At 70.0% G+C, this 26,988-nt stretch carries 21 protein-coding genes and 4 tRNA genes; 12 read left to right on the forward strand and 13 right to left on the reverse strand.

Features of this window, described 5'->3' with window-relative positions; genetic code table 11:
- Window positions 1-181: 181 nt before the first annotated feature.
- From ABZT93_RS30500 to ABZT93_RS30510, 3 genes are all read left to right on the forward strand, one after another.
- A complete protein-coding gene (locus ABZT93_RS30500) occupies window positions 182-2,956 on the forward strand; it encodes a hypothetical protein (RefSeq protein WP_356110770.1) in 2,775 nt (924 codons plus the stop codon).
- Between the two features lie 239 nt (window positions 2,957-3,195).
- Complete coding sequence (locus ABZT93_RS30505) at window positions 3,196-4,770, forward strand: N,N-dimethylformamidase beta subunit family domain-containing protein (protein WP_356110772.1); 1,575 nt, start codon at window positions 3,196-3,198, stop codon at window positions 4,768-4,770.
- 93 nt (window positions 4,771-4,863) lie between these two features.
- On the forward strand, window positions 4,864-5,763 hold the full coding sequence (locus tag ABZT93_RS30510) for a phosphoribosylaminoimidazolesuccinocarboxamide synthase (RefSeq protein ID WP_356110774.1): 900 nt from the start codon (window positions 4,864-4,866) through the stop codon (window positions 5,761-5,763).
- A 44-nt stretch (window positions 5,764-5,807) separates the two neighbouring features.
- Here ABZT93_RS30510 and ABZT93_RS30515 read toward each other — a convergent pair.
- From ABZT93_RS30515 to ABZT93_RS30550, 8 genes are all read right to left on the reverse strand, one after another.
- A tRNA-Gly gene (locus tag ABZT93_RS30515) sits at window positions 5,808-5,880 on the reverse strand.
- A gap of 22 nt (window positions 5,881-5,902) precedes the next feature.
- Complete coding sequence (locus ABZT93_RS30520; protein ID WP_356110776.1) at window positions 5,903-6,511, reverse strand: response regulator transcription factor; 609 nt, start codon at window positions 6,509-6,511, stop codon at window positions 5,903-5,905.
- Complete coding sequence (locus ABZT93_RS30525; RefSeq protein ID WP_356110777.1) at window positions 6,508-7,722, reverse strand: histidine kinase; 1,215 nt, start codon at window positions 7,720-7,722, stop codon at window positions 6,508-6,510. The genes ABZT93_RS30520 and ABZT93_RS30525 overlap by 4 nt, the downstream gene beginning before the upstream one ends.
- 14 nt (window positions 7,723-7,736) lie before the next feature.
- Window positions 7,737-8,510, reverse strand: coding sequence for an ABC transporter permease (locus tag ABZT93_RS30530; RefSeq protein WP_356110778.1), 774 nt, complete (start codon window positions 8,508-8,510; stop codon window positions 7,737-7,739).
- Window positions 8,507-9,445: an ABC transporter ATP-binding protein gene (locus ABZT93_RS30535; RefSeq protein WP_356110780.1), complete on the reverse strand. Its 939-nt coding sequence runs from the start codon at window positions 9,443-9,445 to the stop codon at window positions 8,507-8,509. Before ABZT93_RS30535 ends, ABZT93_RS30530 begins: the two co-directional genes overlap by 4 nt.
- Before the next feature lie 145 nt (window positions 9,446-9,590).
- Window positions 9,591-9,663, reverse strand: a tRNA-Gly gene (locus ABZT93_RS30540).
- A gap of 81 nt (window positions 9,664-9,744) precedes the next feature.
- Window positions 9,745-9,816 (reverse strand) — tRNA-Gly (locus ABZT93_RS30545).
- 125 nt (window positions 9,817-9,941) lie between these two features.
- On the reverse strand, window positions 9,942-10,259 hold the full coding sequence (locus ABZT93_RS30550; RefSeq protein ID WP_356110782.1) for an Lsr2 family protein: 318 nt from the start codon (window positions 10,257-10,259) through the stop codon (window positions 9,942-9,944).
- 269 nt (window positions 10,260-10,528) lie between these two features.
- Here ABZT93_RS30550 and purS point away from each other — a divergent pair, with 269 nt between their 5' ends.
- From purS to purM, 7 genes are all read left to right on the forward strand, one after another.
- Window positions 10,529-10,792 (forward strand): phosphoribosylformylglycinamidine synthase subunit PurS, encoded by a 264-nt coding sequence (purS, locus tag ABZT93_RS30555; protein ID WP_356110784.1) that lies wholly within the window; start codon window positions 10,529-10,531, stop codon window positions 10,790-10,792.
- Window positions 10,789-11,469 carry a phosphoribosylformylglycinamidine synthase subunit PurQ gene (gene purQ, locus ABZT93_RS30560; RefSeq protein WP_356110786.1) on the forward strand — a complete coding sequence of 227 codons (681 nt, stop codon included), beginning with the start codon at window positions 10,789-10,791 and terminating at the stop codon, window positions 11,467-11,469. Before purS ends, purQ begins: the two co-directional genes overlap by 4 nt.
- On the forward strand, window positions 11,466-13,724 hold the full coding sequence (purL, locus tag ABZT93_RS30565; RefSeq protein ID WP_356110788.1) for a phosphoribosylformylglycinamidine synthase subunit PurL: 2,259 nt from the start codon (window positions 11,466-11,468) through the stop codon (window positions 13,722-13,724). The genes purQ and purL overlap by 4 nt, the downstream gene beginning before the upstream one ends.
- Before the next feature lie 327 nt (window positions 13,725-14,051).
- Window positions 14,052-14,846 carry a sterol carrier family protein gene (locus ABZT93_RS30570; RefSeq protein WP_356110790.1) on the forward strand — a complete coding sequence of 265 codons (795 nt, stop codon included), beginning with the start codon at window positions 14,052-14,054 and terminating at the stop codon, window positions 14,844-14,846.
- Window positions 14,847-14,906: 60 nt separating this feature from the next.
- Window positions 14,907-15,701, forward strand: coding sequence for an META domain-containing protein (locus tag ABZT93_RS30575; RefSeq protein ID WP_356110792.1), 795 nt, complete (start codon window positions 14,907-14,909; stop codon window positions 15,699-15,701).
- 57 nt (window positions 15,702-15,758) lie between these two features.
- Window positions 15,759-17,285, forward strand: coding sequence for an amidophosphoribosyltransferase (purF, locus tag ABZT93_RS30580; protein WP_356110794.1), 1,527 nt, complete (start codon window positions 15,759-15,761; stop codon window positions 17,283-17,285).
- A gap of 45 nt (window positions 17,286-17,330) precedes the next feature.
- Entirely contained in the window at window positions 17,331-18,395 is a 1,065-nt protein-coding gene (gene purM, locus ABZT93_RS30585; protein ID WP_356110795.1) for a phosphoribosylformylglycinamidine cyclo-ligase, read from the forward strand.
- Window positions 18,396-18,481: 86 nt separating this feature from the next.
- On the opposite strand, the gene ABZT93_RS30590 is transcribed toward purM, so the two are convergent.
- Window positions 18,482-18,733, reverse strand: coding sequence for a DUF3073 domain-containing protein (locus ABZT93_RS30590; protein ID WP_028808738.1), 252 nt, complete (start codon window positions 18,731-18,733; stop codon window positions 18,482-18,484).
- 281 nt (window positions 18,734-19,014) lie between these two features.
- The gene (locus tag ABZT93_RS30595; RefSeq protein ID WP_356110798.1) at window positions 19,015-20,115 is read right to left on the reverse strand and encodes a Glu/Leu/Phe/Val dehydrogenase dimerization domain-containing protein; all 1,101 of its coding nucleotides are present in this window, start codon (window positions 20,113-20,115) and stop codon (window positions 19,015-19,017) included.
- 222 nt (window positions 20,116-20,337) lie between these two features.
- Here ABZT93_RS30595 and ABZT93_RS30600 point away from each other — a divergent pair, with 222 nt between their 5' ends.
- Both ABZT93_RS30600 and bldC read left to right on the forward strand, forming a co-directional pair.
- Entirely contained in the window at window positions 20,338-21,180 is an 843-nt protein-coding gene (locus ABZT93_RS30600; RefSeq protein ID WP_356110800.1) for a hypothetical protein, read from the forward strand.
- A 515-nt stretch (window positions 21,181-21,695) separates the two neighbouring features.
- Entirely contained in the window at window positions 21,696-21,902 is a 207-nt protein-coding gene (bldC, locus tag ABZT93_RS30605) for a developmental transcriptional regulator BldC (RefSeq protein ID WP_003949541.1), read from the forward strand.
- Window positions 21,903-22,292: 390 nt separating this feature from the next.
- Here bldC and ABZT93_RS30610 read toward each other — a convergent pair whose 3' ends face one another.
- The 3 genes from ABZT93_RS30610 to hrpA form a co-directional block, all read right to left on the reverse strand.
- Entirely contained in the window at window positions 22,293-22,496 is a 204-nt protein-coding gene (locus tag ABZT93_RS30610) for a DUF6274 family protein (RefSeq protein ID WP_356110802.1), read from the reverse strand.
- Between the two features lie 349 nt (window positions 22,497-22,845).
- Window positions 22,846-22,920 (reverse strand) — tRNA-Asp (locus ABZT93_RS30615).
- Between the two features lie 94 nt (window positions 22,921-23,014).
- On the reverse strand, window positions 23,015-26,974 hold the full coding sequence (gene hrpA / locus ABZT93_RS30620; protein ID WP_356110804.1) for an ATP-dependent RNA helicase HrpA: 3,960 nt from the start codon (window positions 26,972-26,974) through the stop codon (window positions 23,015-23,017).
- Between the last annotated feature and the right edge of the window lie 14 nt (window positions 26,975-26,988).

Raw genomic sequence — 26,988 nt, forward strand, 5'->3', positions numbered from 1 at the left:
TCGAGTGACCGGGGCCGCATACAGCTGACGGGGGCCCGGGGCCCAACTAGGGTGCGGCGCAAGCGGTCCGGCACTTGGCCCACCGGCATTGCGGTGTCAGTGGCGGGTGCCACAGTGGGGGAGTGAGCAACGCCAGGACAGCTGGGCATTCAGGAAGGCAGCGAGGGGGTGAGGTCCGGTCATGACCGGTATCGGTGTGGAGGCGGGCGCGCAGGCCGCGCGCTCCCGGGCCCTCGCCGTGCTGCGGATCCGCAGCCGTGCGCTGGCCGTGGCGCTGCTGCCCGCGGCGGTGGCCGTGGTGCTGCTCGCCGGAGGTTCCACGAGCCATCTCGTGGGCGGGTTCTGGGACATCGCCCGGCTGGTCATGAGCGTGCTCGGAGCCGTGGTGCTGCTCGCCGCCGGGGCGATCGCCCTGGTCGTCGCCCGCGCCCGGCCCGCCCTCAGTCCGACTGTCGCGATCGCCGAGGAGTCCGCGCCCGACCTGTACCGGATGGTGCGCGACCTCGCCGACCGGCTGGACGTACCCGCCCCCTCCGCCATAGCGCTCACGCCGGACTGCGACAGCTGGCTGGAGGACCGCACCCACCCTGCCCACGGCCCGCCTCCGCAAGAGGGCCGGGACGAGATCGCGGGCGTCCGCGGCTCCCACCGTGGTGTCCCGGCGGCACCGGTGCTGGTCATCGGCTCGCCGTTCCTGTGGTGGATGCGCGTCGGCGAACTGCGCGCGGTCCTCGCCCCGGTCGTCGCCGGTACGGGCCCCTCGGCCCACCCCGACATAGCGGCGGCCCGGCGTTTCGTACGGGGTCTGGACGCGGCGGTGGCCGTCGGGTCCGTCCCCGGCCGTTGCCAGCTCACCCGTGTGGTGTGCGCGGGCGTGGCCTGGGTGGCCCGCCTCCTGCTGCGCAGCTGCCGGGAGCACGCGACGCAGATGGAGCGCGGGGTCGCCGCCGCGGCCGCCGAGCGTGCACAGGCTGTGGACTACGGCCTGAGGATCGTGGCCCAGGAGCAGGTGGGCCTGGCGTACGCGGGCTGGGACCGTCTCCTCACCCGGGTCGCGCTGCCCGCCTGGCGGATGGGCCGCTGGCCCTCCCGTCTGGACGCGGGCGTGGTGGCCGCCCTCACCGAGCTGTCGCGCCGAGACCGTCTCGCCGAGGGCTTCGCCTCCCGCCTGGGTGAGCGCCCCGCGTGCGACCTGTTGGAGGAACCCGGCGCGATCGACGAGGCCGCCTCCCTGCTCGCCGCCCGTCTCTTCCACGGCGGGCCGGCGGAGACCGGCCCGGACTGGTCGCCGGTGGACTGGCAGGAGTACCCGGAAGAGGTCGTGGACCGGAAGTGGCGCCTCGACGCGGCCCGCCTCCACCGAGTCCTCGACGCCCAGGGCGTGCGCCGCACCCTGGGAACCACCTCACCGGAATCCGACGCCCCCACCCTCTCCCGAGTCCTGGCCCACCTGTCCACACCCAAGCCCCCCGCCTCCACACCCCAGCCCACGGCCGCCAACGCCCTCGCCGCCCCGATGCCACCGTCCCCGGCTACCGCAGGGTCTGCGGGTGTGGCTGCAGCGCCTGCGGCCGGTGACCGGTCCGCCGCTCCGATGTCGCAGTCCGCGGCTGTCGACGGGTCTGCGGGTGTGGCGGCACCGTCCCCGGCTGTCGAGCGGTCCGCCGATCCGGCGTCGCAGTCGACGGCTGCCGATGAGTCTGCGGGTGCGGTTGCAGCGCCTTCGGTCACCGGCCGACCTGGTGACCCTGCGTCGCAGTCCACGGCTGCCGATGAGTCTTCGGGTGTGACTTCACCGCCCGGGGCCGCCCGCCGACCTGGCGCCCCGATGTCGCAGTCCGCGGCCGTCGAGGGGCCTGCCGGTCCTGCGTCGCAGTCCGCGGCGGTCGATGGGCCTGCTGGCCCCGCGTCGCAGTCCGCCGCCGAAGACCGGCCTGCAAGTCCGGCTCCACCGCCCGCGCCCGCGCCCGCAGACCGACCCGCCGACCCCACGTCACACCCCCGGGCCGCCGACCGGCCCACCCACCCGACACCCACCCACCCGCACGCCCCGGCCTCCGCCTCCGCAGACCGCGTACCGGCTTCGCCGCCCGACGACGCGGCGACGGACCGCGCAGCGACCGCGGCGGCCGACCGCCATGAGGCACAGCACGAGCCCACTGCGCCGCAAGCCCTCGGGGCCACCGATCCCGCGCCGCCCCTGCGCGACACAGCCCCCACCGACTCCGTACCGGCTCCGCAGGACGGCGCCATGGCGGCGGACCGTGACCCGGCCCGGCCGGACGACCGCACGGCCGTGGGGAGCAATCCGGCCTCGCCGGACGACCGCACGGCTGTAGAGAGCAACCCGGTGAGCAACCCGGTTCCGCCGGGCGATCGCGTGGCCGTACAGGGCAACCCACCCCCGCCCGACGAACCCGCGCCCGCATCCGCACCGAACACACCAGCTCCGCCGGACGCCCCCGCAGTGGCCGACGGTGAGACCGCCCCGCAGGGGGCACCCGCACCCGGCGACGAAAATGGCACCGGTGAGGTAGCCGGAGACGCAGCCGCAGCCGGAAGCAGTGAAGGCGAAGCCGAGACCCTCGCCGCCGCGCTCACCGCCGAGCTCGCCCGTGAGGAAGCCGCTGCCCCCCGCCCCCGCACCACCACCCCCGAGGCCACCCCCTGGGACGACACCGCCCTCCCCCTCTTCCCGCTCCAGCCCCCGCGCAGCGCCCGGGAACTCCTCACCGACCACGTCACCGCGATGGTCTGCTGCGCCGCGATCGACACCGCCGGCGCCACCCCGGGCCTGGACTGGCTCGACGGCCCGTCCCTGCTCATCAACGGCGAACGCGCGGCGGACCTCGCCCCGCGCGTCCTGAGCCTCGTGGAGGACGGCGACCCGGCCCCTCTGCGCGCCTGGCTGGTCAAGTCGGGGATACGCCCCGAGAAGCCGGTACGCCTCGTCTGACAGAGGTGGAATGCCCGCCTCCACTTTTGGCTAATTCGCAACGAATAGTGACAGCCTGGGCGCGGAATGTGATGTGCTGGGACCGATCGCGCACATGGCATGGTCGTCCGCCATAGGACAGCCGCACGACACTCGCAACAGCACGCACACCGCACCGCACCACAAACCGCACCGCACCGCACCGCACCAGAAACCGCACCGCACGCCGAACGACGGGGGCACGAGGGAGGGGAGCGACCATGGGGCCAGGGCCAGGGTCAGAACCAGCGCCAGCGCCCGGACCGGGACCGGGACCGGAGCACATCCGCCGCTGGGAGTCGGGAGCACTCGCGCACGCCGTCACGGACCCCTTCGGCCTGGGCCCCGTCCCCTGGCTGCGCGGCAGTGAGACGTACTTCGACGACACCGGCCAGGTGGTCCCCTGGTACGTCGAGACGGACCCCGCCCACACCCCGAAGGACGGCGCCCCCTACATCCCCGCCCCCCGCACAGCCCCACGCGCGGCCCCCCGCACAGCACCCGGCGGCGGCCCCCGCTCCGCCGACGACGTGCGCCGTCAGATCAAGGGCTTCACCTCGACCGGCGCGGTGGCCCCAGGTCAGGCCGTCGACTTCCACATCACCGTCGACCCGCCGCAGGAGTTCGCCGTCGACATCTACCGCATCGGCCACTACGGCGGTGACGGCGCGGCGAAGATCACCACCAGCCCCCGTCTCTCCGGCATCGTCCAGCCCCCGCCGCTGACCGCGGACCGCACGGTCTCCTGCCACCACTGGTGGCTGTCCTGGCGACTCCAGATCCCGTCGTACTGGAGCATCGGGGCCTATGTCGCCGTGCTGACCACCGCCGACGGCTACCGCTCCCACATCCCCTTCACGGTCCGGGACGACCATCCCGCGGACTTACTGCTCCTGCTGCCCGACGTGACGTGGCAGGCGTACAACCTCTACCCGGAGGACGGCCGCACCGGTGCCAGCCTCTACCACGCCTGGGACGAACAGGGCCGGCTCCTCGGCGAGTCCGACGCCGCGACCACGGTCTCCTTCGACCGGCCGTACGCGGGCGCGGGCCTGCCGCTTCATGTGGGCCACGCCTACGACTTCATCCGCTTCGCCGAGCGCTACGGCTACGACCTCGCCTACGCCGACGCCCGAGACCTGCACGCCGGCCGGCTCGACCCCACCCGCTACCGGGGCCTGGTCTTCCCCGGCCATGACGAGTACTGGTCGACGGCCATGCGCCGCACGGCCGAGTGCGCCCGGGACAGCGGTACCTCCCTGGTCTTCCTGTCCGCCAACACCATGTACTGGCAGGTCGAGTTGGGCCCCTCGCCGTCCGGCGTCCCCGATCGCCTGCTCACCTGCCGAAAACGCAGGGGGCCGGGAAAACCGGCGCTCTGGCGCGAAGTAGACCGCCCCGAACAGCAGTTGGTCGGCATCCAGTACGCGGGAAGGGTGCCCGAGCCGCACCCGCTGATCGTCCGCAACGCCGAGCACTGGCTGTGGGAGGCGACCGGCGCCCAGGAGGGCGAGGAGCTGGCCGGTCTGGTCGCGGGCGAGGCCGACCGCTACTTCCCGCGGGCCCCGCTCCCCGAGCACGACGACCGCATCCTGCTCGCCCACTCGCCGTACGCCGACAGCGAGGGCGCCCAGCGCCACCAGGAGACCTCCCTCTACCGCGCCCCCTCCGGCGCGCTCGTCTTCGCCTCCGGCACCTTCGCCTGGTCCCCGGCACTGGACCGCCCGGGCCATGTCGACGCCCGCGTCCAGCGCGCCACCGCCAACCTCCTGGACCGCATCTGCAAGCGTGACTGAGCTCGTGCAGAACACTCGCTGCACACCCCAAGTCCAAGGTCAGCCGCCTGTGCGGGACAATCGACCCGTTGGACATAGCCACGGGGAGGAACCGTGTCCGGATTCGTAGAAAAGCCCGAGCCGCTCCAGGTTCCGGGCCTGGTGCACCTGCACACCGGCAAGGTGCGCGAGCTGTACCAGAACGAGGCGGGCGACCTCGTGATGGTCGCCAGTGACCGTATCTCCGCCTTCGACTGGGTGCTGCCGACCGAGATCCCCGACAAGGGCCGCGTCCTCACCCAGCTGTCACTGTGGTGGTTCGACCAGATCGCCGACCTGCTGCCGAACCACGTCCTGAGCACGGACGTACCGGAAGGCGCCCCCGCCGACTGGGCCGGCCGCACCCTGGTCTGCAAATCGCTCCAGATGATCCCCGTGGAGGCCGTCGCCCGCGGCTACCTCACCGGCTCGGGCCTGCTGGAGTACAACGAGTCCCGCACGGTCTGCGGCCTCGCCCTGCCCCAGGGGCTCACGGACGGCAGCGAGCTGCCCGCCCCGATCTTCACCCCGGCCACCAAGGCCGCCGTCGGCGAGCACGACGAGAACGTCTCGTACGAGGAGGTCGCCCGCCAGGTCGGCGCGGACACCGCCGCCCAGCTGCGCCAGGCGACCCTCGCCGTGTACTCGCGGGGCCGGGACATCGCCCGGGACCGCGGGATCATCCTCGCGGACACCAAGTTCGAGTTCGGCTTCGACGGACAGACCCTCGTCATCGCGGACGAGGTCCTCACCCCGGACTCCTCCCGCTTCTGGCCGGCCGACCAGTGGGAGCCGGGGCACGCGCAGCCGTCGTACGACAAGCAGTTCGTGCGCGACTGGCTGACCTCGGCGGAGTCCGGCTGGGACCGCAAGAGCGAGCAGCCCCCGCCGCCGCTGCCGCAGGAGGTCGTGGACCGCACCCGCGCCAAGTACATCGAGGCGTACGAGCGCCTGACGGGCACGAGCTGGTCGTAACGCGAAAGGCCCCCGGTGAGAACCGGGGGCCTTTGCCGAAACAGAGCGAACGACGAGGTTCGAACTCGCGACCTCAACCTTGGCAAGGTTGCGCTCTACCAACTGAGCTACGTTCGCATGCGCCGTGGCGCGAGAACCACTATACCCAACCTCGCTCGCGTGCGAGCCGCACGGCCGCGTGCCGGTTCTCGGCGCCGAGCTTGGAGACGGCCGACGACAGATAGTTCCGCACGGTCCCCTGCGACAGCGCGGCCCGTTCCGCGATCTCCGCGACGGGAGCCCCGTCGGCGGCGAGTTCCAGTACCTCGGCCTCCCGCACGGTCAGCGGCGAGTCCCCGGCGGAGATCGCGTCGGCGGCCAACTCGGGGTCCACGTAACGGTTTCCCGCGTGCACCGTGCGGATGATCTCCGCGAGCCGCTGCGCGCTCACGGTCTTCGGGACGAACCCCCGCACACCGGCCTCCAGAGCCCGCTTGAGATGCCCAGGACGCCCATGGCTGGTGACGATCAGCACCTTGCACGAGGGCAGCTCGGTCCGCAGGGATGTGGCGACCCTCACACCGTCCGCGCCGGGCATCTGGAGATCCAGTACGGCGACGTCGGGTCCGTGCGCCCGGGCCATCGCCAGCGCCTCGGGGCCGGTGGCCGCCTCCGCGACGATCGCCAGGTCGTCCTCCAGAGAGAGCAGCGCGGCGAGCGCACCCCGGATCAGATGCTCGTCGTCGGCGAGCAGTATCCGCACGCTCACGCGGCCCCCTCCTGTGTCATCAGCGGCACCTGGGCCACCAGCCGGAACACACCCTCACGCACCGGCCCCGCCTCCAGCGTCCCGGCCACCGCCGCGAGCCGCTCCCGCAGCCCCGCGAGCCCGGACCCACCGGGGCCCGTCGATCTCAGGACCCCGTCGTTCTCCACGGTCAGCACCACCCGCTCCTCCTCCCTGAGCACGGCCACCAGGCATCGCTTGGCGTCCCCGTGCCGCAGCACGTTCGTGGTGGCCTCCCGGACCACCCAGCCGAGCGCCGACTGCACCTCGGCGGGCAGCCCGGCCGGCTCCCCGGTGACCTCGCAGTCGATGCCGGCGGCGGTCAACACCCCTCGCGCTCCGGTGAGTTCGGTCCCGAGATCGGCTTCCCGGTATCCCCGTACGACATCCCGCACCTCGCGCTGTGTCTCCTGCGCGATCCGCTGCACCTCGGTCATCTGGTCCAGCGCCTCCTCGCGTCCCCGGCGCGCCAGCTGCACGGCCAGTTCGCTCTTCAGCGCGATCACGGCCAGGTTCCGCCCCATCACATCGTGCAGGTCCCGTCCGAACCGCAGCCGTTCCTCGGCGACGGCGAGCCGGGCGCGGGTCTCGCGGGCGGCGTCGAGTTCGTAGAAGGCGTTCAGGAGCCAGACGGAGAAGACGGAGGTGAAGGCAAGGAATCCGGCGGCGACCAGCACCACGACGCCGGTGACCAGGGATTCCGGGACGGCGTAGCCCAGGGGAAAGCCGCCTAGCGCGGCGCCCGCGGCGAAGCCGCCCACCAGCGCGAGCACCCGCCGGCGCCTGCGGACACCGAGCGCGCCGATGCCGGCCGCGAAGGTCAGCACGCCCACGAAGACCGCGCTCACCGCCGTGCCGAGACCGTCGTCCCGCGGGCCCCGCTCGGCGATGCCGATCACCGCGACGGCGATGGCGAGCGTGACCGCCCCGAGCGCCCACAGCGTCCGTACCGGCTGCTCACGCCGCCCACGCGTCCAGTCGAGCGCCCGTGACGCGGTCACCGCGCACATCACGGCATGCACGCACACCAGCAGCACCAGCCAGACCGAGAGCTGTCCCCGCACCTGCCCGAAGACCGGCAGGCCGATCGAGGCGACGTAGATCACCGCGAAGAAGTGGAACGACCAGCGCGTGTACGTCTCGACCTTCGCCGGTGTGCTCTTGCGCCGCCACCAGCCCCCTGCCTCGCGCATGCTCTCCCCGTACGTCAGCGCCTCGGCTCCCACCGGAACCACCGCCGTACAGCAAACACGGCCAGCACGGTCCAGGCCAGTGCGGTTCCGATGGCGCCCAGGGTGTCGTGCGTGGAGAGCGTGCCGGTCCAGCCGCCGCGGACCAGGGTCATCACGGGTGACAGGGGCAGCAGTTCGCACGCCGACGCGAAGGTGTCGGGCAGCATCTCCAGGGGGACGGTGACGCCGGACAGGGCCATCGAGACCACTACGAACGGCAAGGTGGTGACCTGGGCGCTCTCCACGGTCCGGGTCACGGCCGCCGTCACGGCCGCGAGCGCCACGCACATCACCAGCCCCGACAGCAGCCCCAGGACGGCGAGAAAGGGAGCGTGCGGCGCGGGCATGTCGAGCAGGGCGGTGCACGCGGCGACCAGCACCAGGGACTGGGCGAGCCCGGTGGCGCCGATCGGCAGCGCGGTCCCGCAGAGGATCTCGACATCGCGCAGTTCCCCGGTGCGCAGCCGCTTCAGCACCAACTCCTCGCGCCGGGCGGTGTAGATCGCGACGAGGGCGCTGTACACACCGAACAGCAGGGCGAAGCCGATCGAGGCCGGCAGCAGTACCAGGCCGACGCTGAGGCCGACATCCTGGACGTCCATGCCGTCCACGACGGAACGCAGCGTGAACGGCAGCGCGAGCGGCACCAGCACGGCCGTGACGAGTGTGGCCTTGCTGCGTCCGAGCAGCGTGAACTCGGCGCGGGCCAGGGCGCCCAGCCTGCCCGCGGGGGTGGTGACCATGCTCATACCGAGACCTCCTCACGTGAAGCGATCCCGAGGAACGCCTCCTCCAGCGAGGCCGACCGCACATCGAGCCGCCGCAGTTCGATGCCGGCCCGCTCGGCCCACACCAGCAGCCCGGTGGCCGCCCGCTGCAACTCCCGCGTCCGCAGCCGTACGAAACTCCCGTCGACCTCGTGCCCGCACACGCCCAGCTCCCCCAGCGGTGGCAGGTCTCCCACGAAGTACCCGTCCGGCAGCTCGAACGAGATCCGCGCCGGCTGGGAGGCGGTCACCTCGGCCGGTGTCCCCGTGACCGCGATCCGCCCCTCATGGAGGATCGCCAGCCGACCGGCGAGATCCTCGGCCTCCTCCAGGTAGTGCGTGGTGAGCAGCACGGTCGTCCCCCGGTCGCGCAGGGCCCGCACCAACTCCCAGGTGTCCCGGCGCCCTTCGGCGTCGAGGCCGGTCGTCGGCTCGTCGAGGAACAACACCTCGGGGTCGCCGAGCAGCGCGAGTGCCAGGTCGAGGCGCCGCCGCTCGCCTCCGGACAACTGCTTGACCCGTACGCCGGTCCGCCGGGCGAGCCCGACGAGTTCCAGCACCTCCAGTGGTGGCCGGGCCCCGCTGACGCAGCCGGCCCACATGCGCGCGGTCTCGTCGACGGTCAGCTCGGACGGGAAGCCGCCCTCCTGGAGCATCACCCCGGTCCGCGGGCGTACGGCGGCCCGCTCGGTGTACGGATCGTGTCCGAGGACGCGGATCCGTCCGTCGGTCGGCCGGGCGAGCCCCTCGAGGAGTTCGACGGTGGAGGTCTTTCCGGCTCCGTTTGTGCCGAGCAGCGCGAAGACCTCTCCGCGGCGCACGGAGAAACTGATCCCCCGCACCGCCTCGAACCCGCCCCCGTACACACGCCGTAGGTCGGTGACCTCAATCACGTGTTCGTGTTCGTCGGTGTTCATGAAACCAGCGTCCCGGCGGACCGGGCGCGACAGCAGTGCGCGCTGTCACCACTCCGTATGACAAATGTCAGACGACCGGACGGCCACCGGGCGGGAGCCATGGACATGAAAAAGCCCCCCGGCGGAACCGGAGGGCTTGATTCAGAGCGGACGACGAGGCTCGAACTCGCGACCTCAACCTTGGCAAGGTTGCGCTCTACCAACTGAGCTACGTCCGCATTGCCTCCGACCGGCTTTCACCGATCGGCGCGGGCACCATCCTACCTGATCCACAACACTGGGTCGGATCGGCGGTGCAGAGCGGGTGACAGGAATTGCACACTGCGCCTTCCCCCTGGAAGGGGGATGTTCTACTACTGAACTACACCCGCATGTACTCCGTGAGCTGGGCCTTTTCGGCCTCGCCCCTCGGCGTGCTCCAGACTCTAGCTGACCAGGTGGGGTGCAACGCAAGTCGGTTGTCCCGAGGGGCGGGTGACCCGGCGTCGACAGGTCCTCACTGGGCCTCGGTGAACGCCTCGTAGACCTTCTTGGGGATCCGTCCGCGGGCGGGGACGTCCATCTTGTTGGCCTGGGCCCAGGCCCGTACCGCCGCCGGGTCGGGAGCGACCTCGGTCTGCCGGTACGCCTTGCCCGACCTGGACCGCTTGCGACCGGCCTCCACGTACGGCTCGAGCGCCTTACGCAGTTTCTCGGCATTGACTTGATTCAGGTCGATCTCGTACGACTTGCCGTCGAGTCCGAAGGCGATCGTTTCCGCCGCTTCCGAGCCGTCGATGTCGTCAAAGAGAGTGACCACGACCTTCTGCGCCACGAATATCGGTCCCTTCGTACGGCACGTTGCCAATTCATTTGTACAGTGCCCGACAATGCATTGTGAAGCTCGACTAAATCCTTCCGCGTGTCCCAGCGCAATAGGTACCGGGTGTCGATCTGAGATCTTTCCGGGAAATTTTGTCGAACAGCCGCCTCACCGGTGCTCCGTGATGGCCGTCACGTAGATTCCTACAACTCAACGCGCGTAGAAATTTTGTGCGGGTAGTCTGAAGGAACCTGCTCAGCACCACACCACCGGGAGTGCCAGTGGCACGCGTCGTAGTCGACGTCATGCTCAAGCCGGAGATCCTCGACCCCCAGGGCCAGGCGGTGCAGCGCGCACTGCCGCGACTGGGTTTGGACGGCATCTCCGACGTACGTCAGGGAAAGCGATTCGAACTGGAAGTTGACGGACCGGTCGACGAGGCCGCGCTCGCCCGCATCCACGATCTTGCGGAATCCTTCCTCGCCAACACCGTGATCGAGGACTTCACCGTCAAGGTGGAGGAAGTCGCGGAGGCCGCGAAGTGACCGCTCGTATTGGCGTCGTCACTTTCCCCGGCAGCCTCGACGACCGGGACACCCAGCGCGCGATCCGCCTCGCGGGCGCCGAACCGGTCGCCCTCTGGCACAAGGACAAGGACCTCCACCAGGTCGACGCGGTCGTCCTCCCCGGTGGTTTCTCCTACGGCGACTATCTGCGGGCCGGCGCCATCTCCCGCTTCTCGCCGGTGATGGAGACGGTCATCGAGCAGGCCAAGGCGGGACTCCCGGTCCTCGGTATCTGCAACGGCTTCCAGATCCTCACCGAGGCCCACCTGCTTCCCGGCGGGATGCTCGGCAACGACCACCTCCACTTCATCTGCCGCGACCAGAAGCTGCGGGTGGAGAACGCGGACACCGCCTGGACCGTCGACTACACGTCCGGCCAGGAGATCCACATCCCTCTGAAGAACATGGACGGCCGGTACGTCGCCGACGAGTACACGCTGGACAAGCTGGAGGCGGAGGGCCGGGTCGCGTTCCGTTACGTCGACTTCAACCCCAACGGCTCCCTCCGTGACATCGCAGGCATCACCAACGAGGCCGGGAACGTCGTAGGCCTCATGCCGCACCCGGAGCACGCCACCGAGCCGCTGATCGGCACCGGCCGTACCGACGGTCTGCCGTTCTTCACGTCGATCCTCAAGAAGCTGGTCAACGCATGAGCCGGACGCCTCTGGACACGGTCGAGCACGCGGCCGCGACCCCCGACGTCGAGCTGCCCTGGGCCGAGCTGGGCCTGAAGAAGGACGAGTACGAGCGGGTGGTGGAGATCCTCGGCCGCCGGCCCACCGGTGCCGAGCTCGCCATGTACTCGGTGATGTGGTCCGAGCACTGCTCGTACAAGAGCAGCAAGGTGCACCTGCGCCAGTTCGGCGAGAAGGCGCCCCAGTCGGACGCCCTCCTCGTCGGCATCGGTGAGAACGCCGGTGTCGTGGACGTCGGCCAGGGCTACGCCGTGACCTTCAAGGTCGAGTCGCACAACCACCCGTCGTACGTCGAGCCCTACCAGGGCGCGGCGACCGGTGTCGGCGGCATCGTCCGCGACATCATCGCGATGGGCGCGCGGCCGGTGGCCGTGGTCGACCCGCTGCGGTTCGGCGCGGCCGACCACCCCGACACCAAGCGGGTTCTCCCCGGTGTCGTCGCCGGCATCGGCGGCTACGGCAACTGCCTCGGCCTCCCCAACATCGGCGGCGAGGTCGTCTTCGACGCCTGCTACCAGGGCAACCCGCTGGTCAACGCCGGTGCCATCGGTGTGATGCGGCACGAGGACATCCACCTCGCGAAGGCGTCCGGCGCGGGCAACAAGGTCATCCTGTACGGGGCCCGCACGGGTGGCGACGGCATCGGCGGCGCCTCGATCCTGGCCTCCGAGACCTTCGACGACGCCAAGCCGTCCAAGCGCCCGGCGGTGCAGGTCGGCGACCCCTTCCAGGAGAAGCTCCTCATCGAGTGCACCCTGGAGGCGTTCAAGGAGAAGCTGGTCGTCGGCATCCAGGACCTCGGCGCGGCGGGCCTGTCCTGCGCGACGAGCGAGCTGGCCTCGAACGGCTCCGGCGGCATGCGCGTCACCCTCGACGACGTACCGCTGCGTGACTCGACCCTCTCGCCCGAGGAAATCCTCATGAGCGAGTCGCAGGAACGCATGTGCGCGGTCGTGGAGCCGGAGAAGGTCGACCGGTTCCTGGAGATCTGTGACAAGTGGGACGTCATCGCCACCGTCATCGGTGAGGTCACCGACGGCGACCGGCTGGAGATCTACTGGCACGGCGGCAAGATCGTCGACGTCGACCCGCGCACGGTCGCGCACGACGGCCCGGTCTACGAGCGCCCCTACGCCCGCCCGTCCTGGCAGGACGAGCTCCAGGCGGACGACGCGAACAAGCTGCCGCGGCCTTCGTCGAGCGAAGAGCTGAAGGACCAGGTCCTGAAGCTGGTGAGCTCTCCCAACCAGGCGTCCAAGAAGTGGATCACCTCGCAGTACGACCACTTCGTGCAGGGCAACACCGTGCTGGCCCAGCCGGAGGACTCCGGCATGATCCGCATCGACGAGTCGACCGGCCTGGGTGTGGCCATCGCGACGGACGGCAACGGCCGTTACGCGAAGCTGGACCCTTACGCGGGCGCGCAGCTGGCGCTCTCGGAGGCCTACCGGAACGTGGCGACGACCGGTGCCAAGCCCCTCGCGGTCTCCGACTGCCTGAACTTCGGTTCGCCCGAGGACCCGGCCGTCATGTGGCAGTTCGCCGAGGCCATCCGCGGACTGGCCGACGCCTGCCAGCAGTTGGGCACCCCGGTGACCGGCGGCAATGTCTCCCTGTACAACCAGACGGGCGAGGTGGCCATCCACCCGACGCCGGTCGTGGCCGTACTGGGCGTCATCGACGACGTGGCCCGCCGCACCCCGGTCGCCTTCCAGGAGGACGGCCAGCTGCTGTACCTCCTCGGCGACACCCGTGAGGAGTTCGGCGGCTCGGCCTGGTCCCAGGTCGTGCACGACCACCTCGGCGGTCTGCCGCCCAAGGTCGACCTGGAGCGCGAGCGCCTGCTGGCCGAGATCCTGATCTCCGCCAGCAGGGACGGCATGATCGACTCCGCGCACGACCTCTCCGACGGCGGCCTGATCCAGGCGGTCGTGGAGTCGGCGCTCCTCGGCGGCAAGGGCGCCCGCCTGATCGTCCCGGACGGTCTGGACGCGTTCACGTTCCTGTTCTCGGAGTCGGCCGGCCGCGCGGTCGTGGCCGTCCCCCGCTCCGAGGAGGTCCGCTTCAACGACATGTGCGGCGCCCGGGGCCTTCCCGTCACCCGCATCGGTGTCGTCGACGGCGACTCGATCGAGCTCCAGGGTGAGTTCGAACTGCCCCTGGAGGAGCTGCGGACGGCGCACGAGGAGACGATTCCGGCGCTGCTCAAGTAGGCAGTCGTACGACTGTGAAGGCCCCGCCCGTCGCCGAGACGGGCGGGGCCTTCGTCCCACCGCGACCGGGGCCATGGTCCGGCACCGGCCCGGAAGCCCCCACCGGTCGCTTCTCACGCCTCGGTCACCCGCCGCGGGGTGCATGTCTCGGGCGCCCGCCGGCCGGACTGCGTCTCGGTGGCCCGCCGACCGAACCCGGTCCAGGTCGATCACGGCGGGATCACGTCACGGTCGCAGCCGCGCGGTACGGGGTACGGGGCCGGCCCACCCGAAGACCACCTCGCCCTCCCCCCTTGCCCGCCTTCCCCGCCGACTAGGCTCACCGCCATGCCCACGGCCAGGAAGCGCGCCCGCACCTACGACACCGTCAAGATCCGCGAGGCGCTGAAGAACCAGTTCGGACATGTACGGCAGGCCGTGAGCGCCCTCACCCCCGAGCAGCTCGCTCTCGAAACCCGCCTGGCCGGCTGGACCGTGCGGGACCTGGCCGCGCACATCACCATGGCCGTCGAGACCGTCAGCCGGAACCTCGACCGGGACGAACCCCCGGCGCCGCAGCTCACGCTCCTGGAATGGCCGTTCGCCACGGCCGCCCGCGCCGGTGACATCGCCGACGGCACCCGGGACCTGGCCACCGCCAACCCGGACCTCGACGCGCTGTACGCCCGCACCGAGGACCGGTTCCGCCAAGCACTGAGCGCCCCCGACTCCCGCGTCGTCGCCGCCCGTACCGGTGCCATGACGCTGGCCGACTACCTCGTGACCCGCACCGTCGAACTGGTCGTCCACACCGACGACCTGAGCGCCGCCGTACCGGGCCTCGACATCCCCTACGACCGCCAGGCGCTCGCCGCCTGCACCCGCCTCCTCGCCGACGCCCTCGCCGCCAAGGCGCCCGGCGGTTCGACCGAGGTGCGGATCCCGCCGTACGCCGTCGTGCAGTGCGTGGAAGGGCCGAAGCACACCCGGGGCACCCCGCCGAACGTCGTCGAGACCGACCCTCTGACCTGGATCCGGCTCGCCACCGGCCGGTTGTCCTGGAAGGACGCGCTCGACTCGGCGAAGGTCAGTGCGAGCGGGGAGCGGGCGGACCTGGGCGGGCTGCTTCCCTTGATGGGCTGATCGGCTGCGAGCGGCTGGTGATGGGCTGAACCCTTCTGTCGCCTCATGCGTCCAAGAGCCATGAAGCGGACGACATACGCCAAGTACGCCGCCGCAGCCCTGGCCGGGACCACCGTCCTGGCCGCCTGCGGCACCGAGTCTGTGGGTAGCCCGGCCGAGGACATCTCGACCATCGCCGACACCTCCTGGGTGCCGCGGAAGGTCACCGTCGACGGCAAGGATTACGCCCTCCCCACCAAGGGCGCTCTCAAGAGGGCCCACATCATCCTCAAGCCCGGCGCCGCCGATCCGGAGGAGGGCGGTGGGGACTCCGGTGGCTCCGTGGGCTGCAACAGCATCGGTGCCGATGTGGACATCCAGGGCGACACCGTGAAGGTCTCCGACCTCGTCAGGACGCTGATGGGCTGCCCAGGGGCCGTAGGGGAGTACGAGGAGAAGTTCGTCAGCGTCTTCGACAACGACCTGAAGGCAGACCTGGACGGCCGCCCGGGTGCCAGGACCCTCACCCTGACCAGCCCGCAGGACGACACCATCACCCTGCGCGAGGAGCAGCCGCCCGCCCTGAGGGGCACGCGCTGGTCCCTCGGCGGGAACGCCTACCTCACGCTCACCAAGAACAACACCGTCACCGGCAGCCTCGGTTGCAACACCTTCCACGGCAAGGCCACCGTCAGGCACGGCACCATCGAGTTCGGCCGCCTCGCCACCACGCGCATGATGTGTTCCGGCCCGGTGATGAAGACCGAGCGTGAACTCGCCGGAATCCTCTCCGGAAAGGTCTCCTACCAGCAGGAACATGATTACCTGAAGATCACCAAGGCCCCCGGGCGGAGCGTTACGGCCCGGGTGGAGTAAGAAAGCCCACTCTCCGCGAATTCGGACCAGTGGTCGATCTCGCCTACACTCGGAACCGTGCCACGTGGTGACGGACGACTCAACCACGACCTGCTCCCCGGTGAGAAGGGCCCCCAGGACGCTTGTGGCGTCTTCGGTGTCTGGGCTCCGGGTGAAGAGGTCGCCAAGCTCTCCTACTTCGGGCTCTACGCCCTCCAGCATCGGGGCCAGGAATCCGCGGGTATCGCGGTCAGCAACGGCTCCCAGATCCTCGTCTTCAAGGACATGGGCCTCGTGTCCCAGGTCTTCGACGAGACCTCGCTCGGTTCGCTCCAGGGTCACATCGCGGTCGGTCACGCCCGCTACTCGACCACCGGCGCCTCCGTGTGGGAGAACGCCCAGCCGACGTTCCGTGCCACCGCGCACGGTTCCATCGCGCTCGGCCACAACGGCAACCTGGTCAACACGGCGCAGCTCGCCGAGATGGTCGCCGACCTGCCCAAGCAGGAGGGCCGCAGCCCCCGGGTGGCCGCGACCAACGACACCGACCTGCTCACCGCGCTCCTCGCGGCCCAGGTCGACGAGGACGGCAAGCCGCTGACCATAGAGGAGGCCGCTCCCGTGGTCCTCCCGCAGGTCCAGGGCGCCTTCTCGCTGGTCTTCATGAACGAGCACACCCTGTTCGCCGCCCGCGACCCGCAGGGCATCCGCCCGCTGGTCCTCGGCCGCCTGGAGCGCGGCTGGGTCGTCGCCTCCGAGTCCGCCGCCCTCGACATCTGCGGCGCCAGCTACGTCCGCGAGATCGAGCCGGGCGAGTTCGTCGCCATCGACGAGAACGGCCTGCGCACCTCCCGATTCGCGGAAGCGAAGCCCAAGGGCTGTGTCTTCGAGTACGTCTATCTGGCGCGCCCCGACACCGACATCGCCGGCCGGAACGTGTACCTCTCCCGCGTGGAGATGGGCCGCAAGCTCGCGAAGGAAGCGCCCGTCGAGGCCGACCTGGTCATAGCGACCCCGGAGTCCGGCACCCCGGCGGCCATCGGCTACGCCGAGGCGTCCGGCATCCCCTTCGGTGCGGGTCTCGTGAAGAACGCCTACGTCGGCCGTACGTTCATCCAGCCCTCACAGACCATTCGCCAGCTCGGCATCCGCCTGAAGCTGAACCCGCTCAAGGAAGTCATCAAGGGCAAGCGCCTGGTCGTCGTCGACGACTCGATCGTGCGCGGCAACACCCAGCGCGCCCTGGTCCGCATGCTCCGCGAGGCGGGCGCCGCCGAGGTCCACATCCGGATCTCCTCGCCCCCCGTGAAGTGGCCCTGCTTCTTCGGCATCGACTTCGCCACCCGCGCCGAGCTCATCGCCAACGGCATGACGATCGACGAGATCGGCACCTCGCTGGGCGCCGACTCCCTGGCGTACATCTCCATCGACGGCATGATCGAGGCGACCACCATCGCCAAGCCGAACCTCTGCCGCGCCTGCTTCGACGGCGAGTACCCGATGGAGCTCCCGGACCCCGAGCTGCTCGGCAAGCAGCTCCTGGAGACGGAGCTGGCCGCCGGGCCGGCCGCCACGGCCGCCGCCGACGCGATCCGTCGCCCGTAGACGGCCCGTCCCACCTGCAGTACGACACGAAGGTTCTCACTAGCCATGTCTGAGACAACTGGTGCCAGCTACGCAGCCGCGGGCGTCGACATCGAGGCGGGCGACCGCGCCGTAGAGCTGATGAAGGAGTGGGTGAAGAAGACGCAGCGCCCCGAGGTCCTCGGCGGCCTCGGCGGTTTCGCCGGCCTCTTCGACGCCTCCGCCCTCAAGCGCTACGAGCGTCCCCTGCTGGCCTCCGCCACCGACGGCGTCGGCACCAAGGTGGACATCGCGCGCCAGCTGGGCGTCTACGACACCATCGGCCACGACCTGGTCGCGATGGTCATGGACGACATCGTGGTGTGCGGTGCCGAGCCGCTGTTCATGACCGACTACATCTGTGTCGGCAAGGTCCACCCCGAGCGGGTCGCCGCGATCGTCAAGGGCATCGCCGAGGGCTGTGTGCTCGCCGGCTGCGCCCTGGTGGGCGGTGAGACGGCCGAGCACCCCGGTCTGCTGGGCCCGGACGACTTCGACGTCGCCGGCGCCGGTACGGGCGTCGTGGAGGCCGACCGGCTGCTCGGCGCGGATCGTATCCGTAAGGGTGACGCCGTGATCGCCATGGCGGCCTCGGGTCTTCACTCGAACGGGTACTCGCTCGTGAGGCATGTGCTCCTGAACGAGGCGGGCCTCGCCCTGGACGCCCGGATCGACGAGCTCGGCCGCACCCTCGGCGAGGAGCTCCTGGAGCCCACCAAGATCTACTCGCTGGACTGCCTGGCCCTGATCAGCACGACCGAGGTGCATGCCTTCTCGCACGTCACCGGCGGCGGCCTGGCGGCCAACCTGGCCCGGGTCATCCCCGACGGCCTGCACGCGATCGTCGACCGCACCACCTGGACCCCGGACCCGATCTTCGACCTCGTCGGAAAGACGGGCCGGGTCGAGCGCCTGGAGCTGGAGAAGACCCTGAACATGGGCGTGGGCATGATCGCGATCGTCCCCGAGGAGTCGGTGGACGTCGCCCTGGCCACCCTGGACGACCGCGGGGTCGAGGCCTGGGTCGCGGGCGAGATCACGGACCGCGGCGAGCACGCCACGGGTGCCGAGCTCGTCGGTGACTACGCCTAGACCACGCCTCGCCAGACCGACAGGCAGCGCAAAACCCGGTCCGGTGGTGTGGACCACCCCGGACCGGGTTACGCACAGCTAGGTCGTCAAGCTCCGCGGCGTTGAGACGCAGGACCGGACTCGTCGTCCTCGTCCTCGTCGTCGTTATAGAGATCCGCGTACTGGGCGTACGGGTCGTCTTCCTCGTCGTCGTCCTCGAACGGCTCGCCATTCGGCGGCTGGCTCGAAGTCGAAGCGCCCAGCTCATTGGCCAGACGCGACAGATCTGTCCCGCCGCTGCTGTACTTCAGCTGGCGGGCGACCTTCGTCTGCTTGGCCTTTGCCCGGCCGCGCCCCATGGCTCGACCCCCTCGGATACGGGGCTCGGTGGCCCCAGAGTCTTGACACGCGTTCATGATCTGGAACGGGCTCTCCGCGGAGAGACCGGTCCGTAGGGCTTCCACGGTACCTGAGCCCACGCCCATACGGTACGTCGCCCGCACCACGGGCCCGGTCCCAGGACCGTCGGGGAGCCCCGTCCCCGCTGGTCAACCGCGATTTTAACCACTTCTTCGCGGCCGACCCGCCGACGAACGTGAGAGTTCTCTCTAAGTGTGCGCCGACGGGTACCGGTCAAACGTCAGTGCGCCGGTTCCATGGCCGCCTCGTGCATCCGCTGCTCGGCGATCCGGTCGGCCGCCGCGGCCGGCGGAATCCCGTCCTCCTTCGCACGTGCGAAGATGGTGAGCGTGGTGTCGTAGATCTTCGCGGCTTTCGCCCGGCACCGCTCGAAGTCGAAGCCGTGCAGTTCGTCGGCGACCTGGATGACCCCGCCGGCGTTCACCACGTAGTCCGGCGCGTAGAGGATCCCGCGGTCGGCGAGGTCCTTCTCCACGCCCGGGTGCGCCAGCTGGTTGTTGGCGGCGCCGCAGACGATCCGCGCGGTCAGCGCGGGCACGGTGTCGTCGTTGAGGGCCCCGCCGAGCGCGCAGGGGGCGTAGATGTCCAGGCCCTCGACCCGGATCAGCGCCTCGGTGTCGGCGACCACGCCCACGGAGGGGTGCTTGTCGGCGATCCGCCACACGGCTTCCTGCCGTACGTCGGTGATCACGACCTGGGCGCCCTCCTGAAGGAGGTGCTCCACCAGGTGGTGCCCGACCTTGCCGACGCCCGCGACACCGACCGTGCGGCCGCGCAGCGAGGGATCGCCCCACAGGTGCGCGGCGCTGGCCCGCATGCCCTGGTAGACGCCGAAGGCGGTGAGGACGGAGGAGTCGCCGGCGCCGCCGTTCTCCGGGGAGCGGCCGGTCGTCCAGCGGCACTCACGGGCGACGACGTCCATGTCGGCGACATAGGTGCCGACGTCGCACGCCGTGACGTAGCGCCCGCCGAGCGAGGCCACGAAACGGCCGTAGGCGAGAAGCAGTTCCTCGCTCTTGTCACGCTCCGGGTCGCCGATGATCACGGCCTTGCCGCCGCCGTGGTCGAGCCCGGCCATGGCGTTCTTGTACGACATCCCGCGCGCGAGGTTCAGCGCGTCGGCGACGGCCTCCTGCTCGCTCGCGTACGGGTAGAAGCGCGTGCCGCCGAGGGCGGGGCCGAGCGCGGTGGAGTGGAGGGCGATGACGGCCTTGAGGCCGCTCTTGCGGTCCTGGCAGAGCACGACCTGCTCATGACCGCCCTGGTCCGAGTGGAACAGGGTGTGCAGCACGTCGGCAGCGGCGCCGGTTACGTCGGTCACTGTGGTGACTCCTGGGTCCATTGCGGCGATGGGACACAGACGCCCGTAAGGGTGGCGGGGCCTGTGAGCACGAGATTAGGGCCTGTGGCGGCCCCTGACCGTGCAGTGCTCAGGATCACCCTCCCGTGGCGTGGGGGCGTGCGACGATTTGCATAGTTTTCCCGCACATTTGTGTGCGGGTTTCGCAGGTTTTCCCGGCAGACGTCGGGGGAGAGAGCAGGCGTGCCCAAGGTGTCCTCGGTGATCGTCCCGTACGCGACCTATCTGCGCGTGTACGAACCGCTGGCCGCCTTCCCCGAGCCCGAGCGCAGCCACTGGGCGCGCTACGCCCGCCGTCCGGACCGGCCCTCGTACCAGGACGAACTGCGCCGCTCCCTGGCCGACCTGCTGCCCACCCCGCCCGTCCCGGTGCCGGTGCACGAGAGCAGCGACGCCTTCGTGCTCGACGTGGACGGCGTGGTGTGCGTGTGTCCGTGGCGCACCCGGCTGCGCGGCTGGCTGGCCCTGGAGGAGCTCGGCGAGGAGCTGCCGGGGCCGGTCCTGGACGCGGTGCTGCCCGAGGTCGTACGCCGCCAGACCGCCCAGGACTACGAGCGCTGGTTGGCCCGCAACCCGGACGCCCGGCCCTGGATCCGCACCGCGACCTGGCAGGTGCCGCTGAACTGGTTCGTGCTCGTCTCCGACGAGGAGCGGCGCTTCGACAAGGGCTCCGGCGAGATCCCGCCGATGCTGCGCTACCGCACGCCCATGGTGCAGGCCCGGCGGCGCGTGGCGCGGGCTCTGCGGGCCCTGAAGGACGCCGTGGACGAAGGGCCGCTCATCGACGGCCTGATCGATGTCGGGCGCTGGCTGGAGGAGTTCCACCCGCGTTCGCTGGTCGAGCTCGACTACGGCGGTCTGGTCCATGTGCTCCCGCCGGGCGAGCTGGAGGACGACCACTCGGCGGCGGACGTGGCCGAGGGCATCGAGGCGCTCAGGCACGGTGACGGGGTCGCGGCGGGCGAGGCCTACGGGCGGCTCGTGGAGCGCTGGCGGTCCGTCAGGGACCGTCGCTCGGCGAACTGAATGTGCCCCATGTCACGAACAGGCGTTTGACCTGACGCCCGTTTTGGGGTTTCGTCCTCGCTCAAGGTGTTCAACTTCCCCTGAAGTCTCACCGACAAGGGACGTAGGTTTCGATCCGGGCGTACGCCTCACGAAGTGTCAAGCGTGACGGACCGCACGTACCCGGCTCTTGCATCTCTTGCCCCTCCTCATGCCAAAATAGGACAAGGGGCCCGGGGGAGGTTCCGCTTTGGGGGGTCTGGTGACTCCTGATCGCCTGTGTGACTGATCGTCACAGAGGCGTGACTGTCCGCTATGGCATGGTCCATCGGCTTCCGTCGCCGATGAACACCTGGGGGGCAATTCCATCGGTTTGGCCGACGCGGCTGGACAGATGGTGTAGTTGTAGTGCCGAGGACAAGCCGTTCGTCCTATAACCGACTCGACCCGCATCCGCCATTTCGGGCAACGCGGGTCAAGGTGCAGAATTTAGAGGAAAGAACCGAGAACGATCGGTTCTCCCGAGGAGGCCGCTCATGACCGCTCGCACCCCTGATGCCGAGCCGCTGCTGACCCCGGCTGAGGTCGCCACGATGTTCCGCGTGGACCCGAAGACGGTCACGCGGTGGGCGAAGGCCGGCAAGCTCACGTCGATCCGTACGCTCGGCGGGCACCGCCGTTACCGCGAAGCCGAGGTCCGCGCTCTGCTTGCGGGCATCCCGCAGCAGCGCAGCGAGGCCTGAACAACTGAATAACCGGACAAACCGGCCCACCCCCCAGTTGGCCGCGGCGTCCGGACACCGGCTCCAAGCGACGCGGGTCCTGCCCCAACAGGGCCCATTCTCAACCTCGTCGTCGATCGCGCTGGACTCCGCCGAGTCCAGCGCGATCTTTTTGTGCGCGGAACGTGGGCGGCCGACGGCCCTGTGCGCGGGCTTGTCGGACTCTGGGGAGGGGTGTCGGATCTCCTGTGAGGCAGCCCCCGGTCGACGTGCGATCGAGAGTGCAATTGCACATATTAAATTGACCTGTTGTAGGACAGGGGTAAGTTCCACGGTTCCAAAAACTCATGCGGTGACTCCCGTCACATGCCAGAGTCCTTGTTGCCGTCGGGCCCGGTGCGCTAAAGGGCGTTACGCGGGGGAAGGAGTCTCTTCCTCCGCGGGCTCCTCGGCGTAGTCCTCCGGGGGTGTGCCGACTCCCGGGGCGGAGTCCATCGCCAGCCGCAACAGGCGGTGGCAGATCGGGCAGTGGCGGGTCAGATGCCGATACGACGACGCGGCCGACAGATGCGCGCGGAGCAGTGCCCGCGTCTCGTGCCTGACCGATGCCGTCATGCGCCACCTCCGGGCTCCGTTGGGAACGGGGGCCTGGTCTTTGGGTACCGGGGTCTGACGGCGCCGTCAAGATGGCGTGGCGCTCCGCGAGGGCGCCGTGGCCCGCCTGAACGCCTGTCCTGCCTCACCCGGCGCTGCAGTGACCGCCCTGGGGGCTGCGCCCCCAGGCCCCCGCTTCGGCCCTGAAGGGGCCTCGTCCTCAAACGCCGGACGGGCTGAGATGCGCCGGGCCTGGGTTCAATGAAGAAGGCCCGCACTCCGGTTGCCGGGAGGTGGGCCTCGTTTGGAGCGGTGCATGCACGAAGAAGGCCCGCGCCCCGTTGCCGGGATGCGGGCCTTCTTCTTACTGCGGTCCTGACGGGATTTGAACCCGCGGCCTCCACCTTGACAGGGTGGCGAGCACTCCAAACTGCTCCACAGGACCAGGTTTCGCGGCGCTTACTGGTGCGTTGCGCTGCGAGAAGGACTGTACAGGAGCTGGCGGGTCCTGGTCGAACTCACCCTGTGTGAAGCTGTCGTCACGGAGCCAGCGTGTCGATCGCCTTCACGATCCGCTTGTCGGAGATGGGGTACGCCGTGCCGAGCGCGTGGGCGAAATAGCTGACCCTGAGTTCCTCGATCATCCAGCGGACGTCCAGGACCTGCTGGGGCACGGGCCGGCCCTGGGGAAGCTGCTCCAGGAGCCAGGCGTACTCGTCCTGCATCTCGTGGACCTTCTCCATACGGGTCGTGTCCCGCTGGACGTTCGTCGCCATCTGCTGGAGTCGGCGGTCCGCCGCGACCAGGTAGCGCATCAGGTCGGGCAGGCGGCGCAGGCCCGTCTCCGTCACGAAACCCGGCTTCACGAGCGCGTCCAACTGCTTCCGCACGTCCGCCAGGTTCGCCAGCAGCGCCGGGCTCCGTACGGTCTTCAGGCGCCGCTCACACGCCTGCCAGGCGGCGAGCACCTGCTGTACCTGCCCGACCGTACGGACCGTCGTGTCGACGATCTCGGCGCGCACCTTGTCGTACAGCTTGCGGTACGACTCCTCGTCCCACGCCGGCCCCCCGAAGTCCCCGATCAGCTTGTCCGCGGCCGCCGTCGCGCAGTCCTCGAACAGGGCCTGGATCGAGCCGTGCGGGTTCGCCGACAGGGCCAGCTTCTGGGGGTTCGTCAGCTTCTCGGAGGCGAACTTCGCCGGGCTCACCGGGATGTTGCGCACGATCAGCCGCCGCGTGCCCTGCCACATCGCCTCGACCTGCTCGGCCTCCGTGTCGAAGAGGCGCACGGAGACCGTGTCGCCGTCGTCGACCAGCGCCGGGTAGGCCTTCACCGGCTGCCCGGCCCGACGGGTCTCGAAGACGCGGGTGAGCGTGCCGATCGTCCAGTCCGTCAGGCCCTTGCGCTCCAGGGACTCCCCGCCCTCGCGGGACGCGGTCGCTGCCGCCGCCTGCGAGAGGGCCTGGCGGGCCTTCGGCCTCAGCTTCAGGCGCAGGGACTCCAGGTCCTTGTCCTCGGCCAGCTTGCGGCGCCGCTCGTCGACGATCCGGAAGGTGATGCGAAGGTGCTCCGCGATCCGCGACTGGTCGAAGTCGTCCGCCTCGAAGGGGACTCCGACCATGCGCTTCAGCTCGCGCGCCATCGTGACCGTCAGAGGCTCCTGCAACGGGACGGCCGTATCGAGGAAGCGCTTGGCGAAGTTCGGTGCCGGCACGTAGTTGCGGCGGATCGGCTTGGGGAGGGAACGGATCAGTTCCGTCACCAACTCCTCCCGCAGGCCCGGGATCTGCCAGTCGAAGCCCTCGTCCTTCACCTGGTTCAGGACCTGGAGCGGGATGTGGACCGTCACACCGTCCGCGTCCGCGCCCGGCTCGAACTGGTATGTCACCCGGAACTTCAGTGGCCCCTGCCGCCACGAGTCCGGGTAGTCGGCCTTCGTGACCGCCTCCGCCGACTCCCGGATGAGCATCTCCCGCTCGAAGTCCAGGAACTCCGGCTCCTCGTGCCGCTTCCGCTTCCACCACGAGTCGAAGTGCGCCCCCGACACGACGTGTTCGGGCACCCGCTGGTCGTAGAAGTCGAAGAGGGTGTCGTCGTCGACCACGATGTCCCGGCGCCGCGCCCGGTGCTCCAGCTCCTCGACCTCGCTGAGGAGTCGGCGGTTGTCGGCGAAGAACTTGTGGTGGGTGCGCCAGTCGCCCTCGACCAGGGCGTTGCGGATGAAAAGCTCGCGGGAGGACTCCGGGTCGATCCGGCCGTAGTTCACCTTCCGCTGGGCGACGATCGGCACGCCGTACAGCGTGACCTTCTCGTACGCCATCACCGCGGCCTGGTCCTTCTCCCAGTGCGGTTCGGAGTACGTCCGCTTCAGCAGGTGCTCCGCGAGCGGCTCGACCCACTCGGGCTCGATCTTGGCGTTGACCCGGGCCCACAGGCGTGAGGTCTCCACCAGCTCCGCCGACATCACGAAACGCGGCTGCTTCTTGAAGAGCGCCGAGCCGGGGAAGATCGCGAACTTGGCGCTGCGGGCGCCCAGGTACTCGTTCTTGTTGCCGTCCTTCACGTCCTTCATGCCGATGTGCGAGAGCAGACCGGCGAGGAGGGAGACGTGGACGCTCTGGTCGGGCGCGTCGTCCTCGTTGAGATGGATGCCCATCTGCTTGGCGACGGTCCGCAACTGCGTGTAGATGTCCTGCCATTCACGGATGCGCAGGAAGTTCAGGTACTCCTGCTTGCACATCCGGCGGAAGGACGACGAGCCCCGCTCCTTCTGCTGCTCGCGGACGTACCGCCACAGGTTCAGATAGGCGAGGAAGTCGCTGGTCTCGTCCTTGAAGCGGGCGTGCTGCTGGTCGGCCTGGGTCTGCTTGTCGGCCGGGCGCTCGCGCGGGTCCTGGATGGAGAGCGCGGCGGCTATGACCATGACCTCGCGGACACAGCCGTTCTTGTCGGCCTCCAGGACCATGCGGGCCAGGCGCGGGTCGACGGGCAACTGGGCGAGCTTGCGGCCGGTGTCGGTGAGCCGCTTGCGTACGTCCTTCTGGTCCGGATCCAGCGCGCCCAGTTCCTGGAGGAGTTGGACGCCGTCTCGGATGTTGCGGTGGTCCGGCGGGTCGATGAAGGGGAACTTCTCGATGTCGCCGAGGCCGGCCGCGGTCATCTGCAGGATGACGGAGGCGAGGTTCGTCCGCAGGATCTCGGCGTCCGTGAACTCCGGGCGCGCGTCGAAGTCCTCTTCGCTGTAGAGGCGGATGCAGATGCCGTCCGACGTACGGCCGCAGCGGCCCTTGCGCTGGTTGGCGCTGGCCTGCGAGACCGGTTCGATCGGCAGCCGCTGGACCTTGGTGCGGTGGCTGTAGCGGGAGATGCGGGCGAAGCCGGGGTCGATGACGTACTTGATGCCCGGGACGGTGAGGGAGGTCTCGGCGACGTTGGTCGCCAGAACGATCCTGCGCCCGGTGTGCGGCTGGAACACGCGGTGCTGCTCGGCGTGTGAGAGCCGGGCGTAGAGCGGGAGGACCTCGGTGAAGCGGTAGTTCTTCTTCACGAGGGCGTCGGCGGTGTCCCGGATCTCCCGCTCGCCGGAGAGGAAGACCAGGATGTCGCCCTTGCCCTCGCCCTGGAGCTCCTCCACGGCGTCGCAGATCGCGGTGATCTGGTCGCGGTCGGAGTCGTCCGAGTCCTCCTCCAGCAAGGGCCGGTACCGCACCTCCACCGGATACGTACGGCCGCTGACCTCGACGATCGGGGCGTCACCGAAGTGCCGGGAGAACCGCTCGGGGTCGATGGTCGCCGAGGTGATGACGACCTTGAGGTCGGGGCGCTTCGGCAGCAGCTGGGCCAGGTACCCGAGCAGGAAGTCGATGTTGAGGGACCGCTCGTGGGCCTCGTCGATGATGATCGTGTCGTAGGCGCGCAGCTCGCGGTCGGTCTGGATCTCAGCGAGCAGGATGCCGTCCGTCATCAGCTTCACGAAGGTCGCGTCCTGGTTCACCTGGTCGGTGAAGCGCACCTTCCAGCCGACGGCCTCGCCGAGCGGGGTGTCCAGCTCCTCGGCGACCCGTTCGGCGACGGTGCGGGCGGCGATCCGGCGGGGCTGGGTGTGCCCGATCATGCCCTTGACGCCACGGCCGAGCTCCAGGCAGATCTTCGGGATCTGGGTGGTCTTGCCGGAGCCGGTCTCACCGGCCACGATCACGACCTGGTGATCGCGGATGGCGGCCGCGATGTCGTCCTTCTTCTGGCTGACCGGAAGCTGCTCGGGATACGACACGGCGGGAACCCGGGCTCGGCGCGCACCCACGCGCTCCGCGCCCTTGCCGACCTCCGCCTCGATCTCGGCCAGCACGGCGGCCCGCGCCTCCGGCTTGCGGATCTTGCGCGCGCCTTCGAGCCTGCGCCCGAGCCGGTGCGCGTCACGCAGGGACAGCTCGGTCAGGCGGGCGGCGAGTTCCCCGAAGGCGGGGGTGCCGGGGGCGGGGGCAGGGTGCGTAGACATACGCGATCCAGGAT

Source organism: Streptomyces sp. NPDC005303 (assembly GCF_040607335.1).
Lineage (GTDB): Bacteria > Actinomycetota > Actinomycetes > Streptomycetales > Streptomycetaceae > Streptomyces.